The 12,586-nt window shown below is 64.0% G+C and carries 7 protein-coding genes; 2 read left to right on the top strand and 5 right to left on the bottom strand.

What is annotated here, in order from left to right; all coding sequences use genetic code 11:
• Positions 1 to 16: 16 nt before the first annotated feature.
• The 3 genes from HK439_RS04120 to HK439_RS04110 form a co-directional block, all read right to left on the bottom strand.
• Positions 17 to 4,300 carry a translocation/assembly module TamB domain-containing protein gene (locus HK439_RS04120; RefSeq protein ID WP_190290107.1) on the bottom strand — a complete coding sequence of 1,428 codons (4,284 nt, stop codon included), beginning with the start codon at positions 4,298 to 4,300 and terminating at the stop codon, positions 17 to 19.
• Positions 4,301 to 4,355: 55 nt separating this feature from the next.
• On the bottom strand, positions 4,356 to 6,203 hold the full coding sequence (locus HK439_RS04115) for an autotransporter assembly complex protein TamA (protein WP_209011546.1): 1,848 nt from the start codon (positions 6,201 to 6,203) through the stop codon (positions 4,356 to 4,358).
• A gap of 307 nt (positions 6,204 to 6,510) precedes the next feature.
• Entirely contained in the window at positions 6,511 to 7,977 is a 1,467-nt protein-coding gene (locus tag HK439_RS04110; protein ID WP_190290105.1) for an FAD-binding oxidoreductase, read from the bottom strand.
• A gap of 146 nt (positions 7,978 to 8,123) precedes the next feature.
• Here HK439_RS04110 and HK439_RS04105 point away from each other — a divergent pair, with 146 nt between their 5' ends.
• Both HK439_RS04105 and HK439_RS04100 read left to right on the top strand, forming a co-directional pair.
• A complete protein-coding gene (locus HK439_RS04105) occupies positions 8,124 to 8,816 on the top strand; it encodes a GntR family transcriptional regulator (RefSeq protein ID WP_190290104.1) in 693 nt (230 codons plus the stop codon).
• A gap of 57 nt (positions 8,817 to 8,873) precedes the next feature.
• Positions 8,874 to 10,496, top strand: a complete 1,623-nt coding sequence (locus tag HK439_RS04100) for a thiamine pyrophosphate-dependent enzyme (RefSeq protein ID WP_190290238.1) — start codon at positions 8,874 to 8,876, stop codon at positions 10,494 to 10,496.
• Between the two features lie 69 nt (positions 10,497 to 10,565).
• Here HK439_RS04100 and HK439_RS04095 read toward each other — a convergent pair whose 3' ends face one another.
• A complete protein-coding gene (locus HK439_RS04095) occupies positions 10,566 to 12,104 on the bottom strand; it encodes a tripartite tricarboxylate transporter permease (RefSeq protein ID WP_190290103.1) in 1,539 nt (512 codons plus the stop codon).
• Between the two features lie 12 nt (positions 12,105 to 12,116).
• The gene (locus tag HK439_RS04090) at positions 12,117 to 12,548 is read right to left on the bottom strand and encodes a tripartite tricarboxylate transporter TctB family protein (protein WP_190290102.1); all 432 of its coding nucleotides are present in this window, start codon (positions 12,546 to 12,548) and stop codon (positions 12,117 to 12,119) included.
• Positions 12,549 to 12,586: the final 38 nt, after the last annotated feature.

Below are 12,586 nucleotides of genomic sequence, written 5' to 3'. Positions count from 1 at the left end.
CACCTGGCCTGAAAGGTCAGTATTCCTTTTCGAAAAAGATCCCCGCCTTGGACGAACCGTCCGCGCCCGCCTCGCCGCGGGCGCGCAGGTGCTTGGTAACGTCGATATCGACGGTGACCCGGCTGGATCCCGTCTGGGTACCCTGCTGCACACCAACGGAGACCTTGTTGCCGAGCCGCTTGCTCAGTTCCGCAGTGGTGTTGTTGTCTTCGTCGGTCGTGATGTTGAAGGAATCGACCCCGAGGCTCTTGCGCAGGTTTTCCAGCGGGCTCGCACCGCCCAGGGTCGCCACCGCGCCGGCAAGCTGCGCGACCTGTGCGGCCGACAGGCTGGAGAGGTTCTGGCCGAAGAGGAGGAGGGCCAGGACTTCTTCCTGCGGATAGGCGGGCGACGAGGTGAACGAGACCTCGGGATCGGAGGCGTTGCCCTCGATGCCGACGGTGATTGTCGTGCCGCTCGCGGTCGTGGTTGCGGCAAAATCGAGCAGCGGATCGAAACTGCCGAGGAAGGTTATTTGGCCCTTGGTCAGCGTCAGCAGGCGGGACAGGAGGGTGAGAGTGCCGTTTCTCAGCGTGAAGGCGCCGGTGGTGACCGGATCGGCCGACGTGCCGGAAATCCCGATGCGGCCGCCGAGTTCCACCTGAAGACCGCGGCCGCGCACGAAGATCTGGCCCGGCGCGTTGACGTCAAGGTCGAGCGCGACGCCGGTGCCGGAAGAGGTGTTGCCGGTTTCGGCAGTCAGGTCTGCTGTCTGACGGGCAACATCGGGCGGCGCGTTGATATGCTTGACCTCGACCGGGGCAAGTGTCGTCGCCAGTGAACTCGGAATGGTGATGTCAGCCCGCTTGATGAGAATGTTGCCGCCGACCTTGGGCATCGTGGCCAGTGGCCCGCTCAGGGTCAGGTCGGCGTCCAGCTTGGCCGTGACGATCCGGCCGTCGGTGTAGACGCCGTCCTGGATTTTCAGGTTGAGATCCGCCGGAAGGCTGTCTCCCAGTCCGATGCTGCCGGATGCGGAAAGCGTACCGCCTGCACCGATCGTGCCGGTCAGGCTGGTGATCTCGACCCGTGTCGTGTCGATCTTCGCGGTGGCGTTGATCGACTTGACTACCAGGCCGGTGTTCAGGCTGACCGCGGTGGCATCCCGGGTGGTGATCTGGCCGCCGAATGTCGGCTTCGCGGTGGTTCCGCCGATCTTGAGGTCAACGGTCGCGGCGCCGTCGAGGCGAAGTCCCGATTGGGTGAGGGCGCGCTGGACAAGGGCGAAGGGCAGGTTGCCGGTCACCATCATGTTCATGGCCTTGGAGCCTGCGACCTGAACCGTACCGTCGGCGGTCAACCGGCCGTCGGTGCCGACGCTGAGGACGCTTTTATGAGTGACGGTCGCGTTGGAAAAACGGCCGTCGCTCTTGAGATCGGCACCGGGCAGGCCAAGACCTGAGAGCGCCGAGGTTTCGACGCCATTCCAGGCAAGGGTCCATTCGGCGACCGGGGAGGCGGTTGTTCCGGTAACATCCACCTTGCCGGTGATCGTGCCGCCGAACCGCATGCCGGGCGTCGCCAGTTCTGCGAGTTCGGCGGGGATCTTGTCCAGGCCGACTTTGACATCGAGCTTGTCACCGACCGTTCCGGCAATGGTCGCCTTTCCGGAGCCAAGGAGCAGCGTCACCTTGTCCAGGGCAATCGGTCCGTCGTTCGGCAGGACGATGCGCGCGGGCGATGCCAGGCTGGTTTCCTGTCCCTGGTAAAGGCCCTTGGCCTTGTTCAGGGTCACAGCGATGCCGTCCGGCGTCTGACTGATCTGGCCGGCGAGCGAAAGCTTGCCGCCGTCCAGAAGGGCGTCGGTCTCGAAGTCGGTGCCGTCGGCGGTGCCGGAGGCCTTGGCGGTGAGCTGTTCTACCGTCGTGCCGCCAGCGACGAGATTGGAGGCCGTCAGCGTGCCGCCGATATGCGGGGTGTTGAGGAAGTCGGCGACCGTGGCCTTGAGGTCGGCCTGCCCAAGGGTCACGGAGCTGCTGGCGATCTTCCGGCCGGTAGCCTCGATGCGGGCAACGGGTACGCCGCTTTCGCTGGAAAGGTCGATGGTCGCGTTCAACGCTCCGGCGAGCTTCTGCAGGAGCAGGGGCGCGATTTCGGCGAGGTCCGGCAAGGCGACTATCAGCGAACCGGAAGGTATACCATCGGCATCGAGGGCGAGCGCGCCGGTCACCCGGCTCTGGCCGGTCGCAAGCCGGATGTCGTCGATGCGTCGGGTGCCGGTTTCATCTGAAGAAAACCCGGCATGGCCGGTAAGCGGCTGGTCCCGGAAGGTCGCGCCGATGTCGATGGTGCCGGCGGGTTTGGTCACTGATGCCGTCAGGTCCGCGGAGGCTTCCAGGTTCTGCACCGGCTCGCCCTGCATGGTAAGCTGCCTGGCTGTCAGTTTCGCGGTGACCTTGGGCGCTTCAATCGGGCCGTTTGCGGAGGCTTCAAGATTTGCGCTTCCGGTCAGTGCGGGATCGAGCAGGGCGAGATTCGCCAGGGTCGCGGTGGTCGTCGCGTCGATCTCCTTGAGATCGGACTTTCCCGTGATCGCCAGATCCAGCCCCTTGGATGCCAGATGCAGGTCGTCGGCCGAAAGGGTGCCGTCCTTGTCCCTGGCGAGGGTGCCGGTCAGGGTTGAGCGTCCCTGCAGCAGTTTGTCGGCACGGGGATCGCCGAGGGCGAGATCCATACCGGTGCCGTCGATCTTCACGGTCGCGGATCCCGACTGCGGCACAGCCTCCAGCTTGAAGCCGGCCGACATCGAACCGGAAAGGTTTCGCCCGGCGATGTCTGCAAAGGCAGAAAGATCGGCGAGCGTCAGCTTGACGTCGGCGTTGGCTTCTTCGGGGGCGAATAGACCGGTCACGGAGGCCTGCAGGGCCGGGTTGTTGATGGCGAGCGCCCTGACGTCGACCCAGTTTCCGGCTCCGGCAACGAGCTCGGCGGTTGCCCGGGTCGTGCCGGTAAACGGCTCGAAACGCGGATCGCTGACGGAGCTGATGTCGGCGACCACGTCGAGGGCTGCCGGGACCTTCAGCGTTTCCATGACCAGGTTGGCGTCCTGGCCGCTGGCGGTGAGGCTAAGCGATGCCATGGTGCCGTGGCGGCTGGCGAGGTTCCGTCCGGTGATCTGCGCATTCCAGTCGGCGCTTTCCGGTTTGCCGCTCGCTGTGGCCGTCAAATTCAGTTCCGACGCGGAAAGCGTATCGCCGCCGACCGTCAGCGAGACAGGTGTTTTCAGCCGCGCCGAGACATTGGCGGAAATCGTTTCAGGTGTTTCCCGGCCATCCGCCGACAGGGTGAAAGCTGCAGTCTCGGCGTCCACGCGCAGGTTTTGCGGCTTGAAATCCTGGTCGAAAGCCAGGGTTCCCTTTGCCTTCGTGGCACCGGCAAACAGGGGCCGGACAGGCTCGGGCGCAAGGGGCTCGAGCTGGCCGTCGAGGTCGAAATCGAGGCGGCGGGTAAGGGCTCCGTTGGCTCTTGTTTCCACAAGGCCTGCCTGTCCCGTGACAGTCTGAACGCCGTCGAGGGCGACGGTGAGATCAGCCGCCCAGTTCTGAAGCGGGCCGTCTCCTTTCAGCGAGACATCGAGAGCCGGCAACTCGCTGACGTCGAGCAGCCGGGCCATCAGGCCGCCTCGTGGTTCGCTTGCGGAAAAATCCAGGCGCAGGGTTTGGGCGTCCGGCATGTAGCCGACGTCGGCCGTGAGCTGCCCCGCCTTGTCATCGTCACGGCGGATCTTCGTCTTTGCTTCAAGGCCCTTGGTCGCGGCGTCGAAGGCGAAGGATCCGTCGGCTGTCAGGCGCACCGGCGTGCCTGCAATATCCTCGCCCAGGCTGATGTCACGGACAGTGAGCTTGCCGAGGGTCACATCCATGGGAAGGGCGGGGACGGACCCCGACGATGTCTGCTGCGACGTTTCCGCCGCCGCAGGTGCCGGCTTGCGGTCCACCGCCACACTGTCGATGTCGATCCGGTCGATGGACAGGCGACCGCCCAGCAGGGCCAGCGGGTGCCACCGGGCATCGATGCCTGTTACCTGGAGCCATTGGCCGCCGGCATCGGAAACGCGCACGCTGTCCAGGCGCAGGTCTCCGCCCCAGCCGAGCATCGGCGGGCTGAGCTCGACCGTCTTATCGGGTCCGGAGAGCGTGCTGTTCGCCACATATGCAATCAGCCGGCCGCCCGGACCGGTGTGGACAAAAGCGACGGCCGCGACCACCAGCACGATGATGACTGCCAGGGTCCTGACCAGGATTTTCAAGAATCGACGCATGACCTAAAGTTAGAACGAGAATTGCGGATTAAAAGCGGTGTTTGCGGGATTCCGCTCAAAACGCCTGGCTGAGGCCGACGTAGACCGCAAAATTGGGGTCATTCTTCTCGGGCGACAGGGGAACGGCGACGTCGAGACGCAGCGGTCCGATCGGCGAGAAGTATCTGAGACCGGCGCCGACGCCGACCTTGAGTTCCTCCGAGAAGTCCGGAAACTGGCTGTTGTAGGCAGCGCCCGCATCGACGAAGCCGACCACGCCGAAGGTTTCCGTGATCCGGGTCCTGATCTCGGTGGATGTCTCGAAGAAGCTGCGCCCGCCGATGACTTCGCCCGCAACGCGGGGACCCACGTTGCGATAGGCGTAGCCGCGGACCGAGCCGCCGCCGCCGACATAATAGCGGCGCGATGGTGCAATGTCGGCGAGATGCGGTGAAATGATGCTGCCGCCGGCGATGCGGTTGGCAAGGACGAAGCGGTCGGATCCATTGAGCGACCAGTAGGTCGACAGGCTCGCCTTTGTGAAGCCCATGACCCCGCCGGTTTCCGCATCATAGGCGGGTTCCGCATGCAGGGTCGCGCGAAAGCCGCGCGTCGGGTTCACGATGCTGTCCCGGCTGTCGTAGGTGATGTTGCCGAAGACCCCGAACAGGGCGTAGTGGCCGGTGCCGAGCGCGTCCGATTCCCGGCTGTATTCGACCTCGGTACCGACATCGTATGTCAGTTTGTCGGTGGGCCGGTTCGTCAGTTTCATGCTGCCGTAGACCGAGCGGCTTTCATAGGTTTCGGGATTTTCGCGCTTGGCGCCGAGGGTTGCTGAAAAGCTTGTGGCCGGACCGAAGACGCCGGGCTTTGTAAAGACGACCTGGCCGGAATATTCCATGGCGCCGTAATCGCCGTTGATGATGCGGCCGACCGATCCTTCGAGGCTGAGCGTTTCGCCCTCGCCGAACAGGTTTCTGTGACGCCAGTAGGCCTCCAGGCCGAGGCCGTCCACGCTCGATATGGTGCCGCCGCCGCCGATGACGTGACGTTTGCGTTCGGAGACCTCGATCATGATCGGCAGGCTGCCGCCGGTGTCCAGCCGGTCCGCCTCGATCACCCTCACGCTTGCGAAGATGCCGAGATCGCGCAGGCGCTTGGCCGCCCGGCGCAGGATTTCCGGGTCGTACCGGCTCCCCGGTTCGATTTCGGCTTGCCGGATGATGAAGTCGACCTTGGTGCGTTTCGCGCCCTGCACGGTGACATGGCCGAATGTCGCAGGCGGTCCGGGGTTTGCGGAAATTGCCACATCGAGCCGGCTGGTGGCATGGTCGGCGACCACGGAGCGGTCGGCGATCTTTGCCAGAGGATACCCTTGATCCTTGAGATCGGAGACGATCCTGCTTTCGGCTTGGAGGATCTTGTCCGACAGGGCCGGTTCGCCGGTCACAAGACCGTATTTTGCCGGGTCGAGCGTTTCAGCCGGAACGCCATCAGAGGCCTGCCGGCGGACCGAGACGGTGCCGAAGTGGAACTGCGGTCCGGTCTCGACCCGGATAACGACCGGAACCGGGGTAACCCGCCGGCTGACCTCTCCCGCCTCGACCGCCGTTTCGAGAGACTTCCCGGCAATGTCGATGTTCACCGTGCCGCCGTAAAGGCCCTTGACGTAGAGCAGGGCGATCAGCTGCTGCTGGTCGCCGAGGGCCCGGGAGATGAGACCGGGAGAACCGGAAGGAGGCGTGTCCTCCTGCTGGATCAGCTGGGACGTTTCCATCAGGGCTTTTTCCAGGTCCTTGTCGCCGCCGGAAACCGTAATCGTGGCCGTATAGGGCAGGGGGTCGGGAACCTGGTTGACCACCTCGGGCTGGTCGCCCTCAAAAAACTTGTAACCGAAGATTTCGAAGGCCTGGGCGGAGGACACAAAAATCCACCCGCCGCAGAAAACCGCTGCGATGGTCAAAAATGTCGCTGCTATTTTGTCGGCGCGGATTTTACGCGCACGCCCCTGCAGACGTTTCATGCCGTCGATTACGCAACTCCAAACACATGCGTTGATCGCGCCGAAGCCTGACAATCGGCCTCTTGCCGGCGTGATATCCATCCCAACGCAATTTTAAACTAGAAATCTATACTGAAGTAATAACCGCCGTGCCAGTGGACGCCTTGGCCTGAAATTTTCCGTCCCTTGGGAAAATGGCGGTTTTCTGCGGTGTTGCGGCGCAATATTGTCAGATTTCGGGAGGAAGAAGTTTTCCCGGATTCATGATGTCCAGTGGGTCGAGCGCCTTTTTGATGGCGCGCATCGCGGAAATCTGGGCCGGTTCTTTAAGCTTTTTCATAACCTGCAGCTTGCTCTGGCCGATCCCGTGTTCGGCGCTGAAGGACCCGTTCAGGCGGATCAGGGCGTCGTAGGCGATTGTCCCGATTTTCTCCAGCGGGAGTTCCTCCCAGACGGAGCCTTCCGCTGCGGCGAGCGCATAATGCAGGTTGCCGTCGCCCAGGTGTCCGACGGTCAGTGGCAAGAACCCGAGCTCCCGGGCCGCGGTGTCGATCTCCTCGATGAAGGCTGAAATATTGGCCAGCGGCAGGGAAATATCGAGATGGTAGGACGGGCCGAACCCGGTGATGGCTTCCAGCGTGGACTCACGCATGCGCCACAAGTCCCGGCGCTGCTGTTCGGAGCGGGCGAGCATGGCGTCGAGGACAAAGCCTTCCTCGATCAGCTCGGCGAGGATGTCCATCAGGTCGTTCTGGAAGCGGACCGAGCCGTCCTCCATGACCTGCGCATCGGCGGGCCGGCTGGAGGCCACCTCAAGCAAAATGCCGGTCTCGGCCGGTTCCTGAAGCGGCGGACGCATGTCCGGAAACGCATTCAGGATCGCGTCGACCGTTTGCCGGGGCATGTATTCGAAAGCCTCGACCGCACCGCCGGTCCGGTCCTGAATGGTGTTCAGGATGCCAATGGCCGCGTCCATCGAGGTGACCGACAGGAATGCGGTGGCGCGGGCAGCCGGGTCGGGAAACAGCTTGAACACCGCCGCGGTAATGATGCCCAGCGTTCCTTCCGCCCCGATCAGCAGGTCCTTGAGGTCGTAGCCGGTGTTGTCCTTGCGCAGGCCCGTCAGGGCGTTGATCACCGAACCGTCCGGCAGGACGGCTTCGATGCCGAGGCACAGTTCCCGGGTGTTGCCGTAGCGCACGACGTTGGAACCGCCGGCATTGGTGGAGAGGTTGCCGCCGATGGTGCAGCTGCCCTTGGCGCCGAACATCAGCGGGAAGATCAGGCCATGTTCCAGTGCGCGCTCGTGCAGGGTTTCCAGAACGACACCCGCTTCCGCGACCACCGTGCGGCCTTCCGAATCGAGCGAACGGATGGCGTTCATGCGGGTGAGCGAGAGGATGACCGAAGGCTGGCCGGCAATCGGTACGCCGCCGCCGCACAGGCCTGTCCTGCCACCCTGCGGCACGATGGCTACTTCCGACGCCGCACAGAGCCTGACGATGGCGGAGACTTCGTCCGTGTTCGCCGGCCGCACGACGGCGATGGCGGCACCCGCGTGCTGCTGCGTCCAGTCCGTGGTGTAGGCGACTGTGTCCGCATCCTGCGTCAGGGTATTTTCCGCACCGACGATATCCCGGAGGCGGGAAATCAGTTGGTCTGTGATGGCTGAATCCGCCGGGCTTAAGACTGTCAAAATAGGCTCCGCGCAATATTCGGGATGACCGGGTGCTCAAGCGCTGCCCGATTTTGCGAGCCACCTTTCTACATGTGCATCCGGCTTGTCAACAACCATGTAACATACTAGTTTTGATTTCGGATGAAGACAGAGGTGCAGGAACCTTGAAACCGATCGAGCAGCCGAAATCGCTGATGGAAGCCACTGCCGAACAGATCCGCGATGCGATCGTGTCCGGTGAATTGCCGCTTGGATCCAAACTGTCCGAGCAGCGCCTTGCGGATATTTTCGGTGTCAGCCGTTCGCCGGTCCGGGACGCGCTCGCCGCCCTCCAGACCGAGGGGCTGGTGAATATTTCCGCCAAACGCGGTTCGTTCGTGTTCACGCCGGATCTGAAGGAAGTGGACGACCTGTGCGAATATCGCGCGGTGCTGGAAGCGGCCGCCCTGCGCATGGCGCTTGCCCGTAATCCCGAGGCTCTGATTGCCGGACTGTCGAAGAGCGTCACGGACATGCAGGCTGCTTTGGAGAAGCAGGACGTTCGCCGCTACACCCGGGGCGACCTGCAGTTTCACAAGGCGATCATCGATGCTTGCGGAAACCGGTCCATCGCCCAGGCCTATGAACGCACCATCAGTCCGGTGATGGCGCTGCGCACCCATCTGTTCACGATCATGAACGCCACGCTCGACCGGTCGCTGGAGGAGCATGCGGCCCTTCTTGAAGCCTGCCGCGTCGGCAAGACGGAAGAAGCGATGCGGCTGCTCGAAGAGCACGTCGGTCATCTGGTCGATGCCTTCCGCACGGCACTCGCCGAACAGGAGGCTGAGCCGCCACGCCGGACCGCCCGCCGATAAACAGTAACAGCACGCATCTTCAGCCGCACCAGCAGGGGCGGTGAACCAGGAGAGGATATCCAGGTGAGAAAAACGACCTCTGACATCATGGTCGATGCCCTCGTCGCCCATGGCGTCGACACCGTGTTCGGCATTCCCGGCGCCCATAGCTACGAGTTGTCGGATGCGCTGGCGCGGCGCTCGAACGATATCCGGTTCGTCCATTCGCGCCATGAGCAGGGCTCGGGCTACATGGCCTACGGCTATGCCAAGTCGACCGGGAAATCGGGCGTCTTTTCCGTCGTGCCGGGCCCCGGCGTTCTCAACGCCGGAGCGGCGCTTTGCACCGCTTATGGCGGCAACGCGCCGGTGATGTGTCTCACCGGCAATATCATGTCCCACCTGATCGGCCAGGGGCGCGGGCAGCTGCACGAGCTTCCCGATCAGCTGGTGACGTTGCGCGGGCTGACGAAGTGGGCGGAGCGGATCGACCACCCGTCCGGCGCGGGGGATATCATGACCCGGGCCTTCCGGGAGATGCTCTCCGACCGGCAGCGCCCGGTCGCCGTCGAGGTGCCGTGGGACGTCTTCGGCCAGAAAGGACCCGCGCCGGATATTGTGCCGGCCGCACCCCATCGTCCGCCGGTCGATCCGGACAGCATCGAGGCCGCTGCGAAAATGATCGCGGCGGCGAAGAACCCGATGATCATGGTCGGCGGCGGTGCGCTCGAGGCGGCTGGCGAGGTGCTTGCGCTTGCGGAAAAGATCCAGGCGCCGGTCGCCTCCCACCGCAGCGGCAAAGGCATTGTCCCTGACGACAACCCGCACGCGATGAACCTGATCGCGGCTTACGACTATTTCAGGGAATGCGACCTGCTGATCGGCATCGGCAGCCGCCTGGAACTGCAGTACATGCGCTGGCAATGGCGGCCGCAGGGGCTGAAGGTGATCCGGCTCGATATCGATCCGACCGAGATGGTGCGCCTGAAGCCGGATCTCGGCATTGTCACGGATGCTGCCGAGGGCACCGCCGCGCTGACCGCGGCGCTTTCCGGTCCCAAGGCAGAGGATCGGACCGCCGAATTCAAGGCGATCACCAAGCGGGCCCGCGAAGCTTCGGAGACGATCCAGCCGCAGATGGATTATCTCGATGCGATCCGCCGCGCCCTACCGCGCGACGGTTTCTTCGTCGAGGAGGTCAGCCAGATGGGCTTTACCGCCCGCTTCGGCTTTCCGGTCTACGCGCCGCGCCAATACGTGACCTGCGGTTACCAGGACAATCTCGGTTTCGGCTACAACACCGCGCTCGGCGTCAAGATCGCCAATCCGGACAAGCCCGTGGTCTCGGTCTCCGGCGACGGCGGCTTCATGTTCGGCGTGCAGGAACTGGCGACGGCGATGCACCACGGCATCGGCGTGGTCGCGGTCGTCTTCAACAATAGCTCCTACGGCAATGTGCGCCGTGACCAAATGAATGTGTTTGACGGACGTCTTCTCGGTGCGGACCTGACCAACCCGGATTTCGTCGCGCTCGCCCGCAGCTTCGGCATGCCGGCGGAAAAGGCCGAAACGCCGGAGGCGCTGGAAACGGCAGTTGCCAGGGCGCTCGCCTCGGGCGGTCCGGCGCTGATCGAGGTTCCCGTGGAACGCGGATCGGAAGCCTCGCCCTGGCCGCTCCTGCATCCGGCGCCGCATGGCTGAGACCTGTCCGGGCAAAATAAAGAAAGGGCCGGAGGGATGTGTTCCCTCCGGCCCTTCATCTTGTCGGCGTCAGTCGCTGACCGCGCCTTCTTCTTCCTTGGCCATCTTCATGCGGCCCTTGAGGATCTTGCCGAAGACCATGGGCAGGACGAAGCCGATGACGGCGAGGCTCCAGAGCGCGATGGACAGCGGGCTGTCGATCAGGGTCAGCCAGTTGCCGTTGTCGATGGTGATCGCCCGGCGCATGTTGCTTTCCATGGCGTTGCCGAGCAGCGTGCCGAGGATCACCGGAACCAGCGGCACGTCCAGCTTGCGCAGGACCCAACCCATCACGCCGAAGCCGATCATCACCAGGAGATCGAAGGACGAGCCGGAGATGCCGTAGATCCCGACGAAGCTGACCATCGCAACGATGGGCATGAGGATGCGCGGGGGCACCATCAGGACGCGGGTGAACAGGCCGATCATCGGGATGTTCATGGCCAGCAGCATGAAGTTCGCGATGAACAGCGCCGCAATCAGGCCCCAGACCACGTCCGGCTGCTGGGCAAAGAGCAGCGGGCCGGGGGTGATGTTGAGCGACAAGAGGACGGCGAGCAGGACGGCGGTGGTGCCGGAGCCGGGGACGCCGAGCGCGAGCATGGGCACCAGCGCGCCGCCGGCGGCCGCGTTATTGCCGGCTTCAGGCGCCGCGACGCCGCGTGGATCGCCGGTGCCGAAGGTGCCTTCCTTGTCGACGAGCTTCTTTTCCATGGAATAGGAAATGAAGGAGCCGAGCGAGGCGCCCGCGCCGGGCAGGACACCGGCCAGGAAGCCGAGCACGCTGGTACGCAGCATCGTCGGCGTGCATTGCTTCAAAAGAGCGAAGGAGGGGACCAGCCGGCCGATCTCGATCTTCTTGCCTTCCGCATCCGCCGAGCCGTGCCGGTGTTCCAGGAAGATGAAGACCTCCGACAGGGCGAACAGGCCGACGATGGCGACCAGGAAGTCGATGCCGTCGTAAAGATGGACTTCGCCGTAGGTGAAGCGGGGGACGCCGGTCTGGGTGTCGACGCCGACCATGGCGAGCCCGAGGCCGAGAGCGGCGGCGAAGGCGGTCTTGGCCTGGTTGGTCGAGGCCACGCCGCCAAGCGTGGCAAAGGCCAGCGTGAACAGCGCGAAATATTCCGCCGGTCCGAACAGCAGCGCGATCTTTACAAGCTGCGGCGCCAGCAGGATCAGGCCCCAGGTCGCCAGGAATGCGCCGACGAAAGAGGCGATGCCTGAGAGCGACAGGGCTTCGCCGGCACGCCCCTTCTGGGCCATCGGGTAGCCGTCGAGACAGGTCATCATGGCCGGTTCGTCGCCTGGAATATTCAACAGGATCGATGAGATCCGGCCGCCGTACATGGCGCCATAATAGACGGATGTCAGCAGGATCAGGGACGGAGTAGCGCCGAGGCCGAGGGTGAAGGCGAGCGGGATCAGGATCGCGACCCCGTTAGACGGTCCGAGGCCGGGTAGGGCGCCCATGATGGTGCCCAGAAAGCAGCCGAGCAGGGCGAGCAGCAGGTTCTGCCACGTCAGGGCGATCACGAAGCCGTCTGCGAGAGAGGAAAGGGTATCCATGACGGTGCTCCGTTAAAAGCCAAGCGGTCCGCGGGCAAGGGACAGGCCGAGGACCAGGTGGAAGACCGCGTAGATGCCGAGCGAGGTCAGGGCGCCGGTTGCCAGAGACCCGAGCGGCGTCGTGCCCAGGCGCCAGGTGAGGTAGCTTGCGGCGACCGCGGTCGCGATGACAAAGCCGATCTCGGGCAGGGCCAGCGCGTAGACGATCATGACGGCACAAGCTGCGGCGATTTCCAGAAGGCGGCCGAGCTGCGGCCAGTGCGGTTCCGCATCCGGCTTCAGGAAGATGGCGATGGATGCCAGTGCGAGGACACCGGCAATGATCAGCGGAAAGGCCTTCGGCCCGACCGCATCGGACAAAAAGCTTTCCTGAATGATCAGGGCGGACCAGGCGTAGCCGATGGCCAGCAACAGGCCGACGACCCCAAAAATACGGTCGCTCATGACGTTCATTCCTCCCCGGGGACAGGTCTCGCCTGCCG

It is taken from the genome of Roseibium aggregatum (assembly GCF_014692675.1).
GTDB classification, from domain to species: Bacteria; Pseudomonadota; Alphaproteobacteria; order Rhizobiales; family Stappiaceae; genus Roseibium; species Roseibium aggregatum_C.
Note: the sequence above shows the minus strand (reverse complement) of the source record. Positions and strands in the feature narration are given on the sequence as shown.